The organism is Rhizobacter sp. P3_C12 (assembly GCF_056402735.1).
The window spans coordinates 1-20,271 of the sequence record NZ_JBFUGW010000112.1 but is presented as its reverse complement, the minus strand read 5'-3'; the positions used below and the strand labels follow the sequence as shown (position 1 = coordinate 20,271).

19 protein-coding genes are annotated in these 20,271 nt (G+C 70.1%); 17 read left to right on the top strand and 2 right to left on the bottom strand.

Annotation, left to right across the window (positions count from 1 at the left end; all coding sequences use genetic code 11):
- From AC1DXV_RS18060 to AC1DXV_RS18015, 10 genes are all read left to right on the top strand, one after another.
- Positions 1-357, top strand: a 357-nt coding sequence (locus AC1DXV_RS18060; protein WP_477934804.1) for a hypothetical protein, incomplete at its 5' end; no start/stop codon positions are given.
- Positions 332-1,474 carry a hypothetical protein gene (locus AC1DXV_RS18055; protein ID WP_477871797.1) on the top strand — a complete coding sequence of 381 codons (1,143 nt, stop codon included), beginning with the start codon at positions 332-334 and terminating at the stop codon, positions 1,472-1,474. The genes AC1DXV_RS18060 and AC1DXV_RS18055, both read left to right, overlap by 26 nt.
- A gap of 11 nt (positions 1,475-1,485) precedes the next feature.
- Complete coding sequence (locus AC1DXV_RS18050) at positions 1,486-2,415, top strand: JmjC domain-containing protein (RefSeq protein ID WP_477871795.1); 930 nt, start codon at positions 1,486-1,488, stop codon at positions 2,413-2,415.
- Positions 2,416-2,429: 14 nt separating this feature from the next.
- On the top strand, positions 2,430-3,695 hold the full coding sequence (locus tag AC1DXV_RS18045) for a class I SAM-dependent methyltransferase (RefSeq protein WP_477934803.1): 1,266 nt from the start codon (positions 2,430-2,432) through the stop codon (positions 3,693-3,695).
- Positions 3,677-4,396: a ferritin-like domain-containing protein gene (locus AC1DXV_RS18040; protein WP_477864804.1), complete on the top strand. Its 720-nt coding sequence runs from the start codon at positions 3,677-3,679 to the stop codon at positions 4,394-4,396. Before AC1DXV_RS18045 ends, AC1DXV_RS18040 begins: the two co-directional genes overlap by 19 nt.
- Position 4,397: 1 nt before the next feature.
- The gene (locus AC1DXV_RS18035; protein ID WP_477864803.1) at positions 4,398-5,321 is read left to right on the top strand and encodes a hypothetical protein; all 924 of its coding nucleotides are present in this window, start codon (positions 4,398-4,400) and stop codon (positions 5,319-5,321) included.
- Between the two features lie 151 nt (positions 5,322-5,472).
- Positions 5,473-5,715: a hypothetical protein gene (locus AC1DXV_RS18030; protein WP_047586701.1), complete on the top strand. Its 243-nt coding sequence runs from the start codon at positions 5,473-5,475 to the stop codon at positions 5,713-5,715.
- Positions 5,716-5,817: 102 nt separating this feature from the next.
- Entirely contained in the window at positions 5,818-6,765 is a 948-nt protein-coding gene (locus AC1DXV_RS18025; RefSeq protein WP_477864802.1) for a putative 2OG-Fe(II) oxygenase, read from the top strand.
- Between the two features lie 8 nt (positions 6,766-6,773).
- Entirely contained in the window at positions 6,774-7,607 is an 834-nt protein-coding gene (locus AC1DXV_RS18020; protein WP_477864801.1) for an O-methyltransferase, read from the top strand.
- 2 nt (positions 7,608-7,609) lie between these two features.
- Positions 7,610-9,871: a carbohydrate binding family 9 domain-containing protein gene (locus AC1DXV_RS18015; RefSeq protein WP_477934801.1), complete on the top strand. Its 2,262-nt coding sequence runs from the start codon at positions 7,610-7,612 to the stop codon at positions 9,869-9,871.
- Between the two features lie 171 nt (positions 9,872-10,042).
- Here the strand turns inward: AC1DXV_RS18015 and glpK are convergent, their stop codons facing one another.
- Both glpK and AC1DXV_RS18005 read right to left on the bottom strand, forming a co-directional pair.
- Positions 10,043-11,545, bottom strand: a complete 1,503-nt coding sequence (gene glpK / locus AC1DXV_RS18010) for a glycerol kinase GlpK (protein ID WP_477864799.1) — start codon at positions 11,543-11,545, stop codon at positions 10,043-10,045.
- 13 nt (positions 11,546-11,558) lie between these two features.
- Positions 11,559-12,323 (bottom strand): DeoR/GlpR family DNA-binding transcription regulator, encoded by a 765-nt coding sequence (locus tag AC1DXV_RS18005; RefSeq protein ID WP_477864798.1) that lies wholly within the window; start codon positions 12,321-12,323, stop codon positions 11,559-11,561.
- A 136-nt stretch (positions 12,324-12,459) separates the two neighbouring features.
- Here AC1DXV_RS18005 and glpD point away from each other — a divergent pair, with 136 nt between their 5' ends.
- The 7 genes from glpD (at position 12,460) to AC1DXV_RS17970 (ending at position 20,029) form a co-directional block, all read left to right on the top strand.
- Positions 12,460-14,034: a glycerol-3-phosphate dehydrogenase gene (gene glpD / locus AC1DXV_RS18000; RefSeq protein ID WP_477864797.1), complete on the top strand. Its 1,575-nt coding sequence runs from the start codon at positions 12,460-12,462 to the stop codon at positions 14,032-14,034.
- Positions 14,025-15,095: an ABC transporter ATP-binding protein gene (locus AC1DXV_RS17995; RefSeq protein ID WP_477864796.1), complete on the top strand. Its 1,071-nt coding sequence runs from the start codon at positions 14,025-14,027 to the stop codon at positions 15,093-15,095. The genes glpD and AC1DXV_RS17995 overlap by 10 nt, the downstream gene beginning before the upstream one ends.
- 1 nt (position 15,096) lies before the next feature.
- Positions 15,097-16,206 carry an ABC transporter ATP-binding protein gene (locus AC1DXV_RS17990; protein WP_477934799.1) on the top strand — a complete coding sequence of 370 codons (1,110 nt, stop codon included), beginning with the start codon at positions 15,097-15,099 and terminating at the stop codon, positions 16,204-16,206.
- Positions 16,203-17,093: a carbohydrate ABC transporter permease gene (locus tag AC1DXV_RS17985; RefSeq protein WP_477864794.1), complete on the top strand. Its 891-nt coding sequence runs from the start codon at positions 16,203-16,205 to the stop codon at positions 17,091-17,093. The genes AC1DXV_RS17990 and AC1DXV_RS17985 overlap by 4 nt, the downstream gene beginning before the upstream one ends.
- Complete coding sequence (locus AC1DXV_RS17980; RefSeq protein WP_477824677.1) at positions 17,086-17,898, top strand: carbohydrate ABC transporter permease; 813 nt, start codon at positions 17,086-17,088, stop codon at positions 17,896-17,898. Before AC1DXV_RS17985 ends, AC1DXV_RS17980 begins: the two co-directional genes overlap by 8 nt.
- Positions 17,898-18,206 (top strand): DUF2160 domain-containing protein, encoded by a 309-nt coding sequence (locus tag AC1DXV_RS17975; protein WP_477864793.1) that lies wholly within the window; start codon positions 17,898-17,900, stop codon positions 18,204-18,206. The genes AC1DXV_RS17980 and AC1DXV_RS17975 overlap by 1 nt, the downstream gene beginning before the upstream one ends.
- Before the next feature lie 89 nt (positions 18,207-18,295).
- Positions 18,296-20,029, top strand: a complete 1,734-nt coding sequence (locus tag AC1DXV_RS17970; protein WP_477934797.1) for an ABC transporter substrate-binding protein — start codon at positions 18,296-18,298, stop codon at positions 20,027-20,029.
- Positions 20,030-20,271: the final 242 nt, after the last annotated feature.

Below are 20,271 nucleotides of genomic sequence, written 5' to 3'. Positions count from 1 at the left end.
GCGCGCGCCCTGCCGCCGGCGCGCGAGACCGTCGTGCTGCTGCTGCCGAACGACTACCAGGTGCAGGCAAGCGAGTTCGACAAGTACCGCCGCTTCTACCCGCAGGCGGCCCAGTTCGAGTCGTGGCAGCGCCGCATTCCGCAGGCGGTCGCGCGGCTCGATGCGCTGGAATCGGCGATCGCCACCGAGCTGCAGGCACGCGGCTTTCGCGTGGCCGTGCCGCACGAGGCGCTGAAGGCCGTCGATCCGCTCGCGCTGTTCGACCGCGGCAGCCACCACTACAGCCCGCTCGGCCAGCGCATCCTGGCCCGCTCCATCCTGGAGGCCCTGCATGCAGGCCACGGCAAGCTCTCCTGACGCGGCCGTTCCGCTCGTCGCCGGGCGGCGCTGGCCGCGCCGCCTCGCGTGGGCCGCGCTCGCGTTGCTGCTGGTGTTGGGCGCGGCCGAATTCGCGCTGCGCATCGGCCTCGGCGGCGCCACGCTCACGCCGCAGGTGTTCGAGCCGAACGACGGCATCGCGCGCTACCGGCTCGCGCGCGGCCTGCACACGCTCGCCTACCAGTTCGGCCGCACGGTCACGGTCTCGACCGACGCGGCCGGACATCGCTTCACGCCCGGGTTCATACCCAACGTCGCACCCAACGTCGCACCAGGCGCCGCCGCCCTGCTGCGCGTTCACCTGGTCGGCGATTCGCAGGTCTTCGGCTGGGGCCTGTCCGACGATGAAACACTGGCGGCGCGCCTGCAGCAACGGCTCGGCGCCGGCGTGCAGGTCGTCAACCACGGCGTGCCGGGCTTCGGCCCCACCGACTACCTGGCCACGCTCGCCGGCCTGCCGGCCACCGAGCCGGTGGTGGTGGTGCACACCGAAGAGAACGACACCTGGGACGCCTACCGCATCTTCCGCAACGCCCACGCCACCTGCGGCTACGTGACCACCTTCAGTGCCGAGGCCACGGCCCTGCGCTGCGCCTGGATGAACCTGCGGCTGGTGCAGTTCGGCGCCGAGCTGTGGGACCGCTCGCAGCGCAGCGAGCACCCGACGCCGCTCGGCTTCAGTGCGCAGTCGACGGTGGCGGCCACGGTGCTGAACCAGCGCATCGCGAGCGGCTACGCCGACGCGCGCCGCCAGCGCGAGGCCGACCTGGTCTTCGCGGTCGTGCCCTGGAAGGGCCGCTTCGACCTGCGATGGCGCGCGCATTCGCTGCCGTCGCCGCGGCCCGACGTGGCCACGCTCGACAGCCCCTTCCCCGACGCGACCCAGGCCACGCACCTGCTGCCCGCCGGCGACGGCACCGCACCGCTGTACCTCGACGGCGATTCCCACCTGTCCCCCGCCGGCGCCGAGCGGCTCGCGCTGCTGCTGACGCCGCTGGTCGAGGCGCGGCTGGCGGCCCACACGCCGATCAGCCTCCCGGCCCACCCAACCGCCGCCCCGTCCGCCGCCCCATCGGCGCGGTCACCCCAACCCTGAAGGAGCCCCGAATGAACCAGCGCGCCTCGCCAGCGGAACTGCTCGGTGCCAGCCAGGCCCGGGTCGCCCAGGTGATCGACCCGGTCGACTGGGCGCATTTCTGCACCGAGTACTGGGACCGCAAGCCGCTCTACCTGGCCGACGGCAGCGACCGCTTCGCATCGCTCGCCGATGCCGCGACGCTGCGCCGGCTGGTCGAGAGCGGCACGCCGTGGCAGTACCGCCGCCTGCCCGAGATGTACATCGACAGCGGCTTCGTGCCGCACGAAGACCTGGTGCACGAGTACGTCGACATGGACGGCCGCGTCGCCCGCGCGCCGCGCCTGGACCGCGTGCGCCAGCTGCTGCTGAACGGCGCCACCGCCAACTGCTTCGGCCAGGAAGCGCACTTCCCCGAGCTGATGGCGCTGAAGCTCGCATTCGCGCACACCTTCTCGGCCGAGGTCGAGACCAGCCTGTTCTATTCGCAGAAGGACCACCCCGGCCTCGCGCCGCACTACGACTGCGGCGAGATCTTCGTGTTGCAGATCTCCGGCCGCAAGCGCTGGTTCGTCTCCGACCAGCGGCACGTCAACCCGATCGTCGGCTACGGCGGCCCGGTGGCCTACGACGACAAGGCGCCGCACGCGACGATCGAGCTCGAGCCCGGCGACCTGCTGTACCTGCCGCGCGGCACCTTCCACCATGCCTGTGCGCTGACCGAGGAATCGCTGCACACCAGCGTCGCCATCAAGATGCCGAGCTACCTCGACCTGCTGCAGGCGCTCGCCGGCAACGCGGCCGACCTCGACGCGATGCGCGACTACCTGCCGCTCGGCGGCCCGGCCGCCTGGGCCGATGCGCGCGTCGACCTGGTCGAGCGGCTGCGTGGTGCCACGGCCTTGCCGGCCTACGGCGCAGCGGTGCAGCGCCTGCTCGGCGGCCGCATCCCGGTGCGTTGAGCGGGGGCCGCACGATGCTCGACGAACTGAGGCAGATCATCGCGGCGCGCAGCCTCGCGCCGATTCCGCTCGACGCGTTGCGCGAACGCTTTGCCGACGGCTGGCAGCCGGGCCGGCCGGCCGAGGCCGTCGACTTCGCCGAGCACCTGTGCCGCCTGGTGCACGGCACGCTGCGCCACGACGACCTGCCCGAGGTGGCGCGCGCCGCCGGGCCCGCCGAGGTGGCGAACCAGGGCGCGAATGCGCTGATCGAGTTCATCGCGCAGCTGCCGACCGCGCTGCGCGACGAGATCGATGCGCTGCCGCAGTTCCGCACCGGGGTGCTGCGCCCGTGGGACGAGCCGGTCACCGATGCCTACGTCGGCCTGTGCAACGTCGTGCACGACGTCTGGGCGCACCTGCTCGGCCCGGAGCAGCCGGCCGATGCCGGCATCGCGCGGCAGCTGCTGCGCCTCGCACCCCGCCACGCGCTGGACTACGGCGCCGGCGCCGGCCATGTCGCGCTGCTGCTCGCGCTGAACGGCATCGCGACCGACGTGGTCGAGATCGATCCGGTGAAGCGCCTGTTCCTGCAGCGGCGCGCCGCGCGGGCCGGCGTGGCCCGGCTGGTCGGCCCGGGGATGTCGCGCCCCTGCTACGACATGGTGCTCGCGCTGAACGTGCTCGATCACCTGCGGGCGCCGCCGGAGTGCCTGCAGCAGCTGGCCGAGCTGCTGCCGCCGGGCGGCTCGCTGGCGGTGGCCGCCGAGTTCCCGCAGGACGGCTGGCACCAGGGCGACCCGGCGGCCGCCGACGCCTGCGGACAGCTGCTGGCCGACCGCTTCGAGCCGCGCCGCGCTGGTGATGACGCTGGCGATGCCACCGACGCGCCGGTCGACTGGTTCGACATCTTCATCAAGCGCGACGCGCTGCACCCCGGCATCGCCGGCCCGCTGCGCTGCCCGCGCCTGCACCCGCGGGCGCGCTGGCAGGCCCCGCCCGACAGCACCGACCCGACGACACCCGGCGTGCTGGGCGCGACCGCGTTCTACACGCTGCCGTGCGCGCTCGACGCCGACACGGCCCGGCTGTGCGACGCCTTCGATGGCCGCCGCCCGCTGGCCGAGCTGGCCGAGGTACTCGACCTCGAGATCGACACGCTGGAAGCCTTCTGCAGCTTCCTGCATTCCCGGCGCTTGCTGACGTGGCACGGCCACCCGGCGGCCGACCGGCCCCTGCACCCGTTCCTGTCCCATCACGACGAACACAAGGAGACCCCGCCATGTGGAGCACTCACCTGAGGAATGCGGTCACACGCGCGCTGCTGCCACTGTCGTGGCGCATCGATTCGCAGCACGCCGCCCGCACGTTGAAGCGGTTCTCCGAGGTCGAATTCGACAGCGCCTGGCAGTACCTGAACGCGCTCGGCCACACCGGCGTGCCACGGATGCAGCTGATGCTGTTCGAAAACCTGCTCGAGGAGATGGAGCATTCCGACGGCTTCCTGGAGGTTGCGCACAAGCTGGCACGCGACCGCTTCCAGGGCGGCTCGGGTTCGCGCAGCGTGCTGGTGAAATCGGCCGACGACATCCACTACTTCCTCGCGTTCGCGCACGAGAGCGAGAAGTCGATCTGCGCGCAGTTCAACGGCTATGCGCGCGCCTGCAGCCACCTGCCGGCCGCCGCCGAGGTGTTCCGCGGCATCGCGATCGACGAAGAGAAGCACGAGCGCGAGGCGCGCGCGTCGCTGCTCGCCGTGGTCGGCTCCGAGACCATCGTGCGCCGGCTGGTCTGGAAGGTGAAGTTCAAGAAGGCTTACGCGTCGTGGCTGCGCGGCAGCCAGCACATCGGCGATGCGATATTCACGCTGTGGCTCGGCGCGGTGTACTTGCTGTTCGGCCCGCTGCTGCGCTCGTACTGCGCGGCCCGGCTGACGAAGAGCACGCAGGTGCAGGTGGCCGAGCCCGCCCAGAACCCCTTGCGACCCACCCTGGAGAGTTGAGATGGCCTTGGCAGAAGTATCGGCATTGATGCAGGACCACGACGCCGACCTGGTCGGCGCGGCAGCGCGGCTGCGCGCGATCGCGCCGTCGGCGCTCGGCGTCGACGACCTCGCGTCGTACAGCTGGCTGGTGAACCACGTGATCGGCGAGAAGGGCGGCGACTGGCCCGGCGCGCGCACGCTGCTCGATGCGCTGCCGGCGCTGCCCGGCCCGCCGCCGGTGCTGCTGCGCAACCGGGCGGTCGCGTATGCGATGAGCGGTGCCGCGCTGCAGGCCTGGCAGGCCGAATCCGAACTCGCGCAGGCACTCGCCTGCGGCCCCGCGCTCGCCGCCGCCGCGGTGCGCCTGGGCACCTTGCAGCACCTGGCCGGCACTGCCGACCCGCTGCTGGTGGCGGCGAGCCTGCTGCCTTGCGTGCAGGCGCTCGAAACCGCCCCGGCGGGCGGGCCGGTGCTGCCGATGGCGGCACGCGCGATCAACAACACCGTCTCGGGCTGGCTGGAGCGGCTGCAGTCGCCCGCGGCGCCGGCGCGGGTCGATCCGCTGGTCGGGACCGCGATGGGCCGGGCCGCCCGCTGCTGCAAGACGATCTGGCTGCACGCCGGCACCTGGATGCAGGTGGAACGCGCCGACTACCTGGTCGCGCTGGTGGCCAACGCGGTCGGCGACTGGGCAGCGGCGGCGCAAGCCGCGCGCGAGGGCATCAAGACGATCGAGGCGAACGGCACCGAGGAGGTCGACCGCGCCTTCCTGCTGGTCGAACTGGCACGCGCCCGCTACGGGCTGGGCGAGCCGGCGGCGGCGCAGAAGGCCCGCGACGGCGCGTTCGCGCTGGCCGAGCGCTTCGATGAACCCGGGCTGCGCGAGTGGTTCGACCGCAAGGCGGGCGCACTGCCGGAGCTGTCACCCGCACGCGCCGCGTAGGCCCGCGGCGTTCTTCTTCTGCCGGCGGCGCGCCCTGGCGCGGCACCCCGGCCCACCTGACTTGGGAGGTGGCCACGGCCATCCCCCGAGCGGAGCGCTGCCCACCTCGCAGTGGCAGCGGATTTTTGTCAAACCCTGAAAAGGAATCGAGATGGCAGAAAACATCGAAGTCAACGCCCCGGCCAAGAAGGCCTCCCGCAAGCTGAAGACGCTGGTGTACGCCGGCCTCGCGACCGGCTTCGCCGGCGTCTGCAGCACCAGCGCCGCACTGCATGGCAATGCCTCGTCGCATGGCCAGGCGATGGTCGACTGGAATGCCGACACCTTCACCGTCCAGGTGAAGCCCGGCGAGAAGGCGGCCGCACCGGTCGCCACCGAGAAGGCAGCCCGCTAAACGCGAGCCGTCGCGCCGCGGCCACCCGGTGGGGCGGTCGCGGCGCCTGCCGTCGCCGATGCTGCCTGTCACCGATGCCGCTTGTCACCGATGTCCGCTCCGATGCCGCTGCCGATCTCCTCCGAGCTGTCGCCCCAGTCCACCGCGCTGTCGGGTTGCGTGCTGACCCTGCCATCTGCGGCCGCCCACGCCCGGCTGCGGGCCGCGCTCGCGCAGCACCCGCGCGACCACCAGCTGTGGTGCGCGCTCGGCATGCGCTACGCCGCCGACGGCCATGCCCGCGACGCGATCGGTGCGCTGCAGCAGGCGCTTGCGCTCGCGCCGGGCCACGTCAAGTCGCAGGCCTGCCTGGGGGTGCTGCTGCACGGCCATGGCGATCCGCTCCAGGCGGCCGAGGCCTACGACCCCGCCGGCATGGTGGCGCGCAGTGGCCCGCTCGGCGCTGACCCTGCCGCGATGCGCGCCTTCCACGCCGAGTTGACGGCGCACCTGTACGCCCACCCCAGTCTCACCTGGGACCGCGCCGACAAGGCGACGCGCCACGGCTGGCAGACCGGCGAGCTGCTGCACGACGACGCGCCGGTGGTGCGGCGCCTGCAGCGGCTGCTGACCGACAGCCTGCTGGCGTTCCTGCAGGACGACGAGGCGGACGACGGCGCCGCGCCGCTGCACGACGCGCAGGCACTGGCCCACGCCGGGCTGCGCGTGACGGCCTGGGGCGTGATGCTGCAGTCCGAGGGCTACCAGGAGCTGCACATCCACGAGGCCGGCCTGGTGAGCGGCGTGTACTACGTCGACGTGCCGGCGATGACCGGCCCGCCGCATGCCGGCTGCCTGCGCTTCCCGACCCATGTCGACTGGCTGCTGCCGGCCGCGCCGCGCCCGGCGGCGCCGGATTTCATCGTGCAGCCGGCCGCCGGCACGCTGGTGATGTTCCCGTCCTTCCTGTGGCACGGCACCGTGCCCTTCGTGGCCGGCCACGACCGCGTGTGCATCGCGTTCGACCTGACCCCGACCCCGTCGGCTTCTTCTGTTTCATCTTCCACCTGAGAGGCCCCATGCCGCTGGATGCGCACTTCCTGGACATCGCCCACCACGCCTTCGACCCCGGCATGGGCACCGAGCACGCGGCGCCGCTGCTGTACTCGATGGTCCGCATGCAGCGGCCGAGCTCGGTGCTGTGCGTCGGGCTCGGCTACTCGACGCTGTTCGTGCTGCAGGCGCTGGCCGACAACCGCACCGAGGCGCAGCACGACGCACGCATCGCCGCCGGCACGCTCGCCGACCCGGCGCGCCACGAGGTGCTGCACCCGGGCTACGACCATGCCGGCCATGCGGCGCACCTGCACGGCATCGATGATTTCTCGGAGGACGAGCCGCGCCTGCAGCGCTTCCTGCAGATCCTCGCGCGCCTGAACCTGTCGCCGCTGTTCACGCTGCACCGCTGCCGCTTCCAGGACGTCCAGCTGCCGCCCGAGGCGAGCCCGTTCGGCTTCATGTGGCTGGACTGCGGCCACCAGCTCGACTACCCCGACCTGCTGAACCGCTTCTGGCCGCTGCTCGACGCGGACGGCGGCCTGGCGGCGATCCACTACACGCATGTCGATGTCGACGTGCCTGATGTCGACGTGCCTGACGGCGGCGCGACCGCCAAGGTCGTGATCCCCGGGCCGTGCGCGAACGCGTTGCGCCGCCAGCAGTTGCAGGCCGGCATGGGCGCGGGTTTCGAGCTGCTGTCGCTGGTCGAGCCGCACAAGCACCGCCAGGGCAGCGTGACGCTGCTGCGCCGGCTCGACGAGGTCGACGCCTGCCGCCCGGCCAGCCTGCAGCAGGAGCAGCAGGCGATGTACGGCAGCAGCCCGCACGATTTGATCGACCTGAACCGGCGCTGAGCATGGCGAGCGTGCGAGGGGCCTCGTGGATCGCCGTCGTGTCGTGGTGGGTGTCGTGGTTGATGTCGGGGTTCTGGTGGTCGAGCGCGGTTGCGCAGACCGCGGCACCGCCGGCACGCCAGCAGGCCGGTAGCTCCGACTGCGCGATCGTGCTCGATGGCCGCGCCGACGAGCCCTGCTGGGCCGGCGCCCCGGTCTACGGGGATTTCAGCGAGTACAGCCCGCAGTCCGGGCGCGCGCCGCAGGTGCAGACGCAGTACCGGCTGATGCACGACGCCGACGCGCTGTACGTGTTCGTCGAGAGCCGCGACCCGGAGCCCGAGGCGCTGCGCTATGCCTGGTCGCGGCGCGACCGCGTCGGCAAGGACCAGGACCAGGTCACGCTCTACATCGACCCGATCGGCAAGCGCTCGTTCGCGCAGCTGTTCCGCGCCAATCCGGTCGGCTCGGTCTCCGACGGCACCTACAACGAAGCGAGCGGCGAGGAGAGCCTGGACCAGGACTTCGATTTCAGCGTCGCGACCGCCCAGGTCGAGGATGGCTGGACGGCGGAGTTCCGCATTCCGTTCAGCAGCCTGCGCTATGGCGAGCGCGGGCAGGTCGACACCTGGACGCTGCTGGTCACCCGCAACCGCCCGCGCGAGCAGCGCTACCTGTACACCTCGGTGGCGCTGTCGCGCTACTCCGACTGCTTCCTGTGCCGCAACCCCGCGTTGGGCGGCCTGACGCTGCCGGACGCGCAGGCGTACGTCAACGTGACGCCCTATGTGCTGGCGGAACGGCACGACCGGCGCAGCACCGGAGCCAGCGACGACCGCGGCAACACCACGCGCGCCGGCGTCGACATCAAGGCGCGCCTGGGGCCGTCGTGGTTCGTCGACGCCACCGTGAACCCGGATTTCTCGCAGGTCGAGATCGACGCACCGCAGCTGTCGGCGAATGCGCGCTTCGGCATCTTCTATCCCGAGAAGCGGGCCTTCTTCCTGGAGGGGGCCGACCTGCTGGACACGCCGATCCCGCTGGTCTACACGCGCAGCATCGCCGACCCGAAGTGGGGCGCGCGCGTGACGCGGCGCAGCGAGGGCAGCGACTGGCTCGCGATCGCCACACGCGACAGCGGCGACGGCGCGGTGCTGTACCCCGGCACCTGGTCCACCGTGCCGCTGGTGCGCGACGTGGCGGCCCAGGCGCTGATGGCGCGCGGCCGGGTGCGCATCGGCGAGCAGGCCACCTGGGGCGCGACGCTGAGCCTGCGCGATGCGGCCGACGACGACCGCAATGCGGTGGTCGGCAGCGACCTCGCATGGCAGGTCGATGCGCGCCACAAGCTGCGCCTGCAGATGGCGGCCAGCGACACGCGTGGCGATGCGCGCGCACGCCTGGAGGGACAAGGGAATGGCGACCTCGGCGCCGGCCACGCGCTGTTCGCCGACCATTCGTTCTATGGCGAGCACACCGACACGCTGCTGACGCTGGAGCGCATCGGCCGCAGCTTCCGCAGCGAGAACGGCTTCATCGCGCAGGCCGGCCACCAGCGCGCCGAGCTGTCGGTGACCGAGCGGCTCGGACCGCTCGGCTGGTTCACCGACATGAACCCGTATGTGAGCGTCGCGCAGGTGCGCGCGCTGGAGGGCGGCGTCGTCGCGCAGACGCTGCACCCGGCGATGCTGCTGCTCGGCCCGTATGCGACCGGGCTGCTGGTGGAGCTGCATGCCGACCGCGCGCGGGCCGATCAGGGGCTCGCGCTGCACCGGCTGCCGCAGGTGCTGCTGAGTCTGAAGACGAGCCCGAACGCGACGCTGACGCAGCTGCAGCTGGATGCCGAGTTGGGCAAGCGGCTCGATTTCGCGACCGACCAGGTCGGCCCGGGGCAGCGGCTGCTGGCCGACCTGCAGCTGCGGCTCGGCCGGCGCACCGAGCTGTCGCTGCACTACAACCGGGAGCACATCGCCTGCAGCGACGGCTGCCAGTTGCTGACCGACACGACGCAGCAGCTGGTGCTCGGCCACAGCCTGTCGGCGACGAGCTGGCTGCGGTTGATCGTGCAGCGGCTGCGCACCGAGCGCGGCGATTCGCCGGGCGGCAGCGCCTCGGACAGCAAGCGCTCGGTGCTGTCGCTGGTGCTCGCGACGCGGCCATGGCGCAAGCTCGATGCGAGCATCGGCATCAGCGCCGATCGCGGGCGTGGCACCGACAGCAGCGGCGCCAGCGACGACCGCACGGTCGAGACTTTCGTGAAGCTCAGCTGGCCGTTTGCGCTGTAGCCTCCCTCCCCGTTCGCCCTGAGCCTGTCGAAGGGCCTGCGCGCACGGCACCAAGGCTTCGACAAGCTCAGCCCGAACGGGGAAAACCGTTCGCCTTGAGCCTGTCGAAAGGCCTGCGCGCATGGCACCAAGGCTTCGACAAGCTCGGCCCGAACGGGAGCTCTGCGACCGTCAGGCCGCCACCGCCTGCCGCACCGCGTGCTCCCACTCGCCCATCAGCGCCTGCGCGCGCTCGCGCGGCATCGTCGGGTGGAAGGTGCGCTCGACCCGCCACTGCCGCGCCAGTTCGTCGAGCCCGCTGTAGACCCCGCACGACAGCCCGGCCAGCGAGGCCGCGCCGAGCGCGGTGGTCTCGATCACCTTCGGCCGCACCACCGGGATGCCGAGCAGGTCGGCCTGGAACTGCATCAGCAGGTCGTTGACGCAGGCACCGCCGTCGACGCGCAGTTCGCTGACCGGCGCGCCGCCGGCCGCGACCGCATCGCGCCCCATCGCCTGCAGCAGCGCCGCGCTCTGGAACGCGATGCTCTCCAGCGCCGCGCGCGCGATGTGCGCCACCGTGGTGCCGCGCGTCAGCCCGACGATCGCGCCGCGCGCATCGGCCTTCCAGTACGGCGCGCCCAGGCCGGTGAAGGCCGGCACGAACATCACGCCGCCGGCATCGGGCACGCTCTCGGCGAGCGACTGCACCTCGCTGCTCGCCTTGATCGCGTTCAGCCCGTCGCGCAGCCACTGCACCACCGCCCCGCCGATGAAGACGCTGCCCTCGAGCGCGTACTCGGTCTGCGCCGTCGGCTGCGCCGCGCTGGTGGTGATCAGCCCGTTGGTGGAGGTCTGGAACTGCGCGCCGGTGTGCATCAGCATGAAGCAGCCGGTGCCGTAGGTGTTCTTCGCGAGCCCGGCGCGGAAGCACGCCTGGCCGAACAGCGCGCTCTGCTGGTCGCCGGCGACGCCGCCGATCGGCAGCGAGGCGCCCAGCAGTTCGGCCTTCGTGTGGCCGTACACGTGGCTGGACGGGAACACCTGCGGCAGCACCTCGCGCGGCACGTCGAGCAGCTGCAGCAGCTCGTCGTCCCACGCGTTGCGGCGCACGTTCAGCAGCAGCGTGCGCGAGGCGTTGCTCACGTCGGTGGCGTGCACCGCGCCGCCGGTCAGGTGCCACATCAGCCACGAATCGACCGTGCCGAAGGCCAGCTCGCCGCGCGACGCCGCCGCGCGTGCGCCGGCCACGTGATCGAGGATCCACTTCAGCTTGGTGCCGGAGAAGTAGGCGTCGATGATCAGCCCGGTCTTCTCTCGGAAGGTGGGTTCGAGCCCGCGCTCGCGCAGCGCCGCGCAGGTGGGCTCGGCGCGGCGGTCCTGCCAGACGATCGCGTTGTACAGCGGCTCGCCGGTGCGGCGGTTCCACACCACGGTGGTCTCGCGCTGGTTGGTGATGCCGATCGACGCGATGTCGGCTGCAGCGATGCCGGCCTTCGCGAGCGCCTCCTTCGCGGTCGCGAGCTGCGTGTGCCAGATCTCCATCGGGTCGTGCTCGACCCAGCCCGGCTGCGGGTAGATCTGGCGGAACTCGCGCTGCGCCATCGCGACGATGGCGCCGGCGCGGTCGAACACGATGCTGCGCGAACTGGAGGTGCCCTGGTCGAGGGCCAGCAGGAATTTGGGTGTGCTCATGGCGGGATGAAGCTCAGGCGGCGACCTCGCATTGGACGCCTGCATCGGCCAACAGGGAAGGGAAGGGTTCGGGCGGCGCCTGGTCGGTGAACAGCGCATCGATCTCGGCGAAGCCGGCCACCTGCACCATCGCCGGCCGGTTGAACTTGCTGTGGTCGGCGGCCACCCACACCTGGCGCGACTGCTCGATGATCGCGCGCGCCACCTTCACCTCGCGGAAATCGAAGTCGCGCAGCGTGCCGTCGCTCTCGATGCCCGAGATGCCGATCAGCCCGATGTCGACCTTGAACTGCTTGATGAAATCCACCGTCGCCTCGCCGACGATGCCGCGGTCGCGCGAGCGCACCACGCCGCCGGCGACGATGACCTCGCAGTCCGGGTTGTCCGACAGGATCGCCGCGACGTTCAGGTTGTTCGTGATCACGCGCAGGCCCTTGTGCCGCATCAGCTCGCGCGCAATCGCCTCGGTGGTGGTGCCGATGTTCAGGATCAGCGAGCAGCCCTCGGGCACGCCCTGCGCCACGCTGCGCGCGATGCGCTGCTTGGCCTGCTCGTTGAGCTGCTGGCGCTGCCGGTACGCGATGTTCTCGGTGGTGGAGCTGGGCAGCCGCACGCCGCCATGGAAGCGCGACAGCAGCCCGGCATCGGACAGCAGCTTCACGTCGCGCCGCACCGTCTGCAGCGTGACGCCGAACTGCTCCGACAGCGCCTCCACCGTGGCCGTGCCGCGCGCGCGCACCTCGTCGAGCAGCAGCGATTGGCGCGGGTTCGGGGTCATGGCGGCGGAGGGTACCGAATCCCCGAACGAAAACAGATGCTGGATTTCCTGGCTTGCGCGGCTTTCGTTTTTCGCATAAAACGAAAAAAGAAGATCAGAAACGAAAACAACCGAACATAGACCAGGAGACGGATTCTTGAACCAAGCTTTGCCGGCTGACGTGGACGTGCTCGTCGTGGGCGGCGGCATCAATGGCGCCGGGATTGCCCGCGACCTGTCGGGCCGCGGCGTGCGCGTGCTGGTGTGCGAGAAGGACGACCTCGCGCAGCACACCTCGTCGGCCTCGACCAAGCTGATCCACGGCGGCCTGCGCTACCTCGAGTACTACGAGTTCTCGCTGGTGCGCAAGGCGCTGGCCGAGCGCGAGGTGCTGCTGAAGGGTGCCCCGCACATCATGTGGCCGCTGCGCTTCGTGATGCCGCACGACGCGAGCATGCGGCCGGTGTGGATGATCCGCGCCGGGCTGTTCCTGTACGACCACCTGGCCAAGCGCGAGGTGCTGGCCGGTTCGCGCACGGTGTCGCTGCGCGAGCACCCGGCCGGCGCGCCGCTGAAGCCGCAGTACAAGCGCGGCTTCGTCTACTCCGACGGCTGGGTCGACGATGCGCGCCTCGTGGTGCTGAACGCCCGCGACGCGGCCGACCGCGGCGCGACGGTGCTGACGCGCTGGCGCTGCACCGATGCGCAGCGCGGCGACAGCGCCTGGCGCGTCACGCTGCAGGCGGACGACGGCCGCACCCACACGCTGAATGCGCGCGCGCTCGTCAACGCCGCCGGCCCGTGGGCCGCGCAGTTCCTCGCCGAGGGCACGCATGCGCCGCGCCCCAAGTCGCTGCGGCTGGTGAAGGGCAGCCACATCGTCGTGAAGAAGCTGTTCGACCACGACCACGCCTACATCTTCCAGAACCCGGACCGCCGCATCATCTTCGCGATCCCCTACCAGGACGGCGAGTTCACGCTGATCGGCACCACCGACGTCGAGCACCACGGCGCGATCGGCGAGGCGCGCATCGACGACAGCGAGATCGCCTACCTGTGCGAGCAGGCGAGCCGCTATTTCGCGAAGCCGGTGGCGCCGGCCGACGTGGTGTGGACGTATTCGGGCGTGCGGCCGCTGCTCGACGACGAGTCGGGCGATCCGTCGGCCGTCACGCGCGACTACTCGCTCGAGCTCGACACCTCGAAGGCGGCGCTGCTGTCGGTGTGGGGCGGCAAGATCACCACCTTCCGCAAGCTGGCCGAGGAGGCCGCCGACCTGCTGGCCGCGCCGCTCGGCACCACCCGCGGCGCCTGGACGGCCGGCGCCTTCCTGCCCGGTGGCGACCTCAGCGTGTGGATCGGCGACCCGCAGCGGCCCGACACCGACTTCGCGCGCTTCGAGCAGGCGTTCGCGCTGCGCCATCCGCAGTTGCCGGCCGCGATGCGGCATCGCCTGGCGCGCTGCTACGGCTCGCGCGTGCAGGTGCTGCTGGCGAACGGGCCCGGCGCCGAGGTGGTGCCCGGGCTGCACGAGGCGGAACTGAACTACCTGCACGAGCACGAGTGGGCGCGCGAGCCCGACGACGTGCTGTGGCGGCGCACCAAGCTCGGCCTGCACCTGACGCCGGCCCAGCGCGAGCAGGTCGCGCTCTGGTGCGCACGCCACTGGCGCGGCGCTGCGACAACAGTCGCGCAGCCGCAGACTAGACCTTCGGAGACCTCATGGAATTGACGCTGGAGCGCATCGGCAAGCAGGTCGGTGCGCAGACCCACCTCTACCCGCTGGACCTGACCCTGGTCCCGCGCGCGGTGACCGTGCTGCTGGGCGCGACCCAGGCCGGCAAGACCTCGCTGATGCGCGTGATGGCGGGCCTGGACACGCCGACGCAAGGCCGCGTGCTGGCTGACGGCCGCGACGTGACCGGCCTGCCGGTGCGCGAGCGCAACGTGTCGATGGTCTACCAGCAGTTCATCAACTACCCGTCGATGACGGTGGCCGACAACATCGCATCGCCGCTGAAGCTGCGTGGCGAGAAGGGCATCGCCGAGCGCGTGCTGGAGCTGGCGAAGCGGCTGCACATCGAGCCGTTCCTGAAGCGGCTGCCGGCCGAGCTGTCGGGCGGCCAGCAACAGCGCGTGGCCCTCGCGCGGGCGCTGGCGAAGAAGGCCCCGCTGATGCTGCTCGACGAGCCGCTGGTGAACCTGGACTACAAGCTGCGCGAGGAACTGCGCGACGAGCTCTCGCAGCTGTTCGCGGCCGGCGAATCGACCGTCGTCTACGCCACCACCGAGCCGACCGAGGCGCTGCTGCTCGGCGGCTACACCGCGGTGATGGACGCCGGCGAGCTGCTGCAGTACGGCCCGACCGCCGAGGTGTTCCACCGGCCGCAGTCGATCCGCGTCGCGCGCGCGTTCAGCGATCCGCCGATGAACCTGGTCGAGGGCACGCACGCGACGATCGGCATCAGCCTGCAGGCCGGCGTGAACCTCTCGGTGCCGCTGCCGGCGTCGAGCACGCCGGCGCTGACAATCGGCATCCGCGCGAGCGCCCTGCGGGTTCGCCCGCGCGACGGCGATGTCGCACTGCCGGGCAAGGTGGAGCTGGCCGAGATCTCCGGTTCCGACACCTTCGTGCACGTCGACACCCCGATCGGCGAGCTGGTGGCGCAGCTGACCGGCGTCCACCAGTTCACGCTCGGCGAGCCGGTGACGCTGTACCTGAATGCGGCACAGGTGCACGTGTTCGATTCCGCGGGCCGCCTGCTGGTGGCCCCGAGCCGGGAGGGCATCTGAGATGGCACGCATCGACCTCGACCTGGCGCATGCCTACAAGCCGAACCCGCAGCGCGATGAAGACTACGCGCTGCTGCCGCTGAAGATGACCTTCGACGACGGCGGCGCCTATGCGCTGCTCGGCCCGTCGGGCTGCGGCAAGACGACGCTGCTGAACATCATCTCGGGCCTGGTGACGCCGTCGCAGGGCACGGTGAAGTTCGGCGGGCAGGACGTCACCGGGCAGTCACCGCAGCAGCGCAACATCGCGCAGGTGTTCCAGTTCCCCGTCATCTACGACACGATGACCGTGGCCGAGAACCTCGCGTTCCCGCTGCGCAACCGTGGCGTGGCGCCCGACCGCATCCGCCAGCGCGTCGGCCAGATCGCCGAGATGCTGGAGATGAGCGGGCAGCTGAACACGCGCGCCGCAGGCCTCTCGGCGGACGCCAAGCAGAAGATCTCGCTGGGCCGTGGCCTGGTGCGCGAGGACGTGTCGGCCGTGCTGTTCGACGAGCCGCTGACCGTCATCGACCCGCACCTGAAGTGGCAGCTGCGCCGCAAGCTGAAGCAGATCCACCACGAGCTGAAGCTGACGCTGGTCTACGTGACGCACGACCAGGTCGAGGCGCTGACCTTCGCCGACCAGGTGGTCGTGATGACGCGCGGCCGTGCGGTGCAGGTGGGCAGTGCCTCGGCGCTGTTCGAGCGGCCGCAGCACCGCTTCGTCGGCCACTTCATCGGCTCGCCGGGCATGAACTTCCTGCCGGTGCGCTGGGCCGGGCAGGGCATCGACGTGGCCGGCCGCGTGCTGCCGATGGCGCGCAACCCGCTGCACGGCGAGGGCAGCTTCGCGCTCGGCGTGCGGCCGGAGTACGTGACGCTGGCCGCGCCGGACACCGCGGGCGCCGTGCCCGCCACCGTGACGCAGGCGCAGGACATCGGCACCTACTGGCTGCTCGGCGCGCGCCTCGGCTCCGGCGACAGCGAGCAGACGATCCGCGCCCGCCTGTCGCCCGACCAGCGCATCCCGCGCGTCGGCGATGCGGTGTGGTTGTCGCTGGTCGGCTCGCACACCTGCTATTACCGCGATGACGTATTGATCGATTCTTCCGTGGAGGTGGCGGCATGAAGCCGGTCAACCAGAAAGCCTGGCTGCTGATCCTGCCGGTGGTGCTGTGCGTGGCCTTCTCGGCGGTGCTGCCGCTGATGACGGTCGTCAACTACTCGGTGCAGGACATCATCTCGCCCGAGCGGCGCGTGTTCGTCGGCACCGAGTGGTTCAAGTCGGTGATGCGCGACGAAGACCTGCAGGGTGCGCTGCTGCGCCAGATCGGCTTCTCGCTGGCGGTGCTGCTGGTGGAGATCCCGCTGGGCATCGGCCTCGCGTTGTCGATGCCGGCCAAGGGCGCGCGCTCGTCGGCGGTGCTGGTGCTGGTGGCGATCTCGCTGCTGATCCCGTGGAACGTGGTCGGCACCATCTGGCAGATCTACGGGCGCACCGACATCGGCCTGATGGGCGCGGCGCTCGCGAAGCTGGGCATCGAGTACAGCTACACCGGCAATGCGACCGATGCGTGGCTCACCGTGCTGCTGATGGACGTGTGGCACTGGACGCCGCTGGTGGCGCTGCTGTGCTTCGCCGGGCTGCGCGCGATCCCCGATGCGTACTACCAGGCGGCGCGCATCGACGGCGCGAGCAAGTTCGCGGTGTTCCGCTTCATCCAGCTGCCCAAGCTGCGCGGCGTGCTGATGATCGCGGTGCTGCTGCGCTTCATGGACAGCTTCATGATCTATACCGAGCCCTTCGTGCTGACCGGCGGCGGGCCCGGCAACGCGACCACCTTCCTGAGCCAGTACCTGACGCAGAAGGCGGTCGGCCAGTTCGACCTCGGCCCGGCCGCGGCCTTCTCGCTGATCTACTTCCTGATCATCCTGCTGCTGTGCTTCATCCTCTACAACTGGATGCAGCGGGTCGGCCAGGATGCGACGACGACCGAGGGAGCCGCCCATGGATGAGCGCCGTTTCAAGAAGCGGGTGATTTTCCTGCTGCTGTATCTGCTGTTCGCGATCCTGCCGGTGTACTGGATGGTGAACATGTCGTTCAAGACGAACGAGGAGATCCTGTCCTCGTTCAGCCTGTGGCCGCAGCATTTCACGTTCGACCACTACCGCACGATCTTCACCGATGAGTCCTGGTACTCGGGCTACATCAACTCGATGATCTACGTGGCCATCAACACGGTGATCTCGCTGCTGGTGGCGCTGCCGGCGGCGTATGCGTTCTCGCGCTACAGCTTCCTCGGTGACAAGCATGTGTTCTTCTGGCTGCTGACCAACCGGATGACGCCGCCGGCGGTGTTCCTGCTGCCGTTCTTCCAGCTGTACACGACGCTCGGGCTGATGGACACGCACATCGCGGTGGCGCTGGCGCACCTGCTGTTCAACGTGCCGCTGGCGGTGTGGATTCTTGAAGGCTTCATGAGCGGCATCCCGCGCGAGATCGACGAGACGGCCTACATCGACGGCTACTCGTTCCCGCGTTTCTTCCTGACGATCTACATCCCGCTGATCAAGGCCGGTGTGGGCGTGGCGGCGTTCTTCTGCTTCATGTTCAGCTGGGTCGAGCTGCTGATGGCACGCACGCTGACCAGCGTGAACGCGAAGCCGATCGTCGCGGTGATGACGCGCACGGTGAGTGCCTCGGGCATGGACTGGGGCGTGCTGGCGGCGGCCGGCGTGCTGACCATCGTGCCGGGCGCGATCGTGATCTGGTTCGTGCGGCATTACATCGCCAAGGGCTTTGCGATGGGGAGAGTTTGATGTTCGACTGGATGGCGTGGACCCTGCCGGTGGCGGTGTTCTTCGGCTGCATCGTGCTGATGCTGGCCGGCATGACGGTGTGGGAGCTGAAGTCGCCGACAACGGTGCGCAAGGGCTTCCTGCCGATGGCGACGACGCGTGGCGACCGGCTCTTCATCGGGCTGCTCAGCGCGGCGTACGTGAACCTCGCGTTCGTCGCGTTCAGCGAAAAGATGGTGGGCTGGTTCGGGTTGGCGGAGGAGCCGTCGATCTGGATCAGCTTCGTGATCTCGATGGCCGTGCTGGCGCTGATCATGCGCAAGGGCTGAGCCGCCGAGCTTCGGTTTGAAAAGGCCGCCGGCGATTCTTCCCCGCTGGCGTGTCGCGAGTACCCCGGGAAGTACCAGAGGAGACAGACATGAAGTTGCGCTTGAATGCAGTGGCCTTTGCCGCCGTTGCGCTGGCACTGGGCCAGAGCGCCTGGGCCGGTGAGGCCGAGGCGAAGAAATGGATCGATGCCGAGTTCCAGCCGTCGACGCTGAACAAGGACCAGCAGATGGCCGAGATGAAGTGGTTCATCGAGGCCGCGAAGAAGCTGCAGGCCAAGGGCGTGAAGGAGATCTCGGTGGTGTCGGAGACGATCACGACGCACGAGTACGAATCGAAGACGCTGGCCAAGGCCTTCGAGGAGATCACCGGCATCAAGGTGAAGCACGACCTGATCCAGGAAGGCGACGTGGTCGAGAAGCTGCAGACCTCGATGCAGTCGGGCAAGTCGATCTACGACGGCTGGATTTCGGATTCCGACCTGATCGGCACGCACTACCGCTACGGCAAGATCATGAACCTGACCGACTACATGTCGGGCAAGGGCAAGGAGTGGACGAACCCGGGGCTGGACATCAAGGACTTCATCGGCACGAGCTTCACGACCGCGCCGGACAAGAAGCTGTACCAGCTGCCCGACCAGCAGTTCGCGAACCTGTACTGGTTCCGCGCCGACCTGTTCGCGCGCCCGGACCTGAAGGAGAAGTTCAAGGCCAAGTACGGCTATGACCTGGGCGTGCCGCTGAACTGGAGCGCGTACGAGGACATCGCCGCGTTCTTCAGCGAAGACGTGAAGACGATCGACGGCAAGCCGATCTACGGCCACATGGACTACGGCAAGAAGGATCCGTCGCTGGGCTGGCGCTTCACCGATGCGTGGCTGTCGATGGCCGGCACCGCCGACATCGGCATCCCGAACGGCATGCCGGTGGACGAATGGGGCATCCGCGCGTCGGCCGACGGCTGCACGCCGCAGGGGGCCAGCGTCTCGCGCGGCGGTGCGACCAACTCGCCGGCGGCCGTGTATGCGCTGACGAAGTACGTCGACTGGATGAAGAAGTACGCCCCGAAGGAAGCCACCGGCATGACCTTCGGCGAAGCCGGCCCGGTGCCGGCGCAGGGGCAGATTGCGCAGCAGATCTTCTGGTACACCGCGTTCACCGCCGACATGACCAAGCCGGGCCTGCCGGTGGTGAATGCCGACGGCACGCCGAAGTGGCGCATGGCGCCCGGCCCGAACGGCCCGTACTGGAAGCAGGGCATGCAGAACGGCTACCAGGACGTGGGTTCGTGGACCTTCTTCGAGGCGCATGACGCGAACCGCACGGCGGCCGCGTGGCTGTATGCGCAGTTCGTGACGGCGAAGACGACCTCGCTGAAGAAGACGATCACCGGTCTGACGCCGATCCGCGAGAGCGACATCCAGTCGAAGGCGATGACGGACCTGGCGCCGAAGCTCGGCGGGCTGGTGGAGTTCTACCGCAGCCCGGCGCGCGTGGCGTGGACGCCGACCGGCACCAACGTGCCCGACTACCCGAAGCTCGCGCAGCTGTGGTGGAAGAACGTGGCGGTGGCGGTGACGGGCGAGAAGACGCCGCAGCAGGCGATGGACAACCTGGCCGAGGAGATGGACCAGGTGATGTCGCGGCTGGAGCGCGCCGGGATGGCACGCTGCGCACCGAAGCTGAACGCGAAGGGCGACCCGAACAAGTGGCTGAGCGACAAGGGCGCGCCGTGGAAGAAGCTGGCGAACGAGAAGCCGAAGGGTGAGACGATCGCTTATGACACGCTGCTGAATGCGTGGAAGGCGGGCAAGGTTCGCTGATTCGCGACTTGCTGTTCTGAAGCCGCTCTCGGGGGCACGGGTTCTTCCGTGCCTCCGGCGAGCGTGCTGCGGCCGGGGGCGCGCGGCGGGGCTCGGCTGGGGCGGTCGGCCCTGGCGGGCCGACTGCACGAAGAAGATCGGTTTCGGGGGTGCATCGGCAAACTCCCGTCACTCACTTCGTTCGTTGTGGTCAAACACAGCCGATGAGTCAGTCTACGAAGCGCGCTGGCGCGCGCCACCCC

Coding starts and splice junctions, on each gene's coding strand:
- AC1DXV_RS18020 (WP_477864801.1), top strand. CDS start 6,774: ATGCCGCTGGATGCGCACTTCCTGGACATCGCCCACCACGCCTTCGAC.
- glpK (WP_477864799.1), bottom strand. CDS start 11,545: ATGAGCACACCCAAATTCCTGCTGGCCCTCGACCAGGGCACCTCCAGT.
- AC1DXV_RS18035 (WP_477864803.1), top strand. CDS start 4,398: ATGGCCTTGGCAGAAGTATCGGCATTGATGCAGGACCACGACGCCGAC.
- AC1DXV_RS17980 (WP_477824677.1), top strand. CDS start 17,086: ATGGATGAGCGCCGTTTCAAGAAGCGGGTGATTTTCCTGCTGCTGTAT.
- AC1DXV_RS18005 (WP_477864798.1), bottom strand. CDS start 12,323: ATGACCCCGAACCCGCGCCAATCGCTGCTGCTCGACGAGGTGCGCGCG.
- AC1DXV_RS17970 (WP_477934797.1), top strand. CDS start 18,296: ATGAAGTTGCGCTTGAATGCAGTGGCCTTTGCCGCCGTTGCGCTGGCA.
- AC1DXV_RS18040 (WP_477864804.1), top strand. CDS start 3,677: ATGTGGAGCACTCACCTGAGGAATGCGGTCACACGCGCGCTGCTGCCA.
- AC1DXV_RS18055 (WP_477871797.1), top strand. CDS start 332: ATGCAGGCCACGGCAAGCTCTCCTGACGCGGCCGTTCCGCTCGTCGCC.
- AC1DXV_RS17985 (WP_477864794.1), top strand. CDS start 16,203: ATGAAGCCGGTCAACCAGAAAGCCTGGCTGCTGATCCTGCCGGTGGTG.
- AC1DXV_RS18030 (WP_047586701.1), top strand. CDS start 5,473: ATGGCAGAAAACATCGAAGTCAACGCCCCGGCCAAGAAGGCCTCCCGC.
- AC1DXV_RS17995 (WP_477864796.1), top strand. CDS start 14,025: ATGGAATTGACGCTGGAGCGCATCGGCAAGCAGGTCGGTGCGCAGACC.
- AC1DXV_RS18015 (WP_477934801.1), top strand. CDS start 7,610: ATGGCGAGCGTGCGAGGGGCCTCGTGGATCGCCGTCGTGTCGTGGTGG.
- AC1DXV_RS18050 (WP_477871795.1), top strand. CDS start 1,486: ATGAACCAGCGCGCCTCGCCAGCGGAACTGCTCGGTGCCAGCCAGGCC.
- AC1DXV_RS17990 (WP_477934799.1), top strand. CDS start 15,097: ATGGCACGCATCGACCTCGACCTGGCGCATGCCTACAAGCCGAACCCG.
- AC1DXV_RS17975 (WP_477864793.1), top strand. CDS start 17,898: ATGTTCGACTGGATGGCGTGGACCCTGCCGGTGGCGGTGTTCTTCGGC.
- AC1DXV_RS18025 (WP_477864802.1), top strand. CDS start 5,818: ATGCCGCTGCCGATCTCCTCCGAGCTGTCGCCCCAGTCCACCGCGCTG.
- AC1DXV_RS18045 (WP_477934803.1), top strand. CDS start 2,430: ATGCTCGACGAACTGAGGCAGATCATCGCGGCGCGCAGCCTCGCGCCG.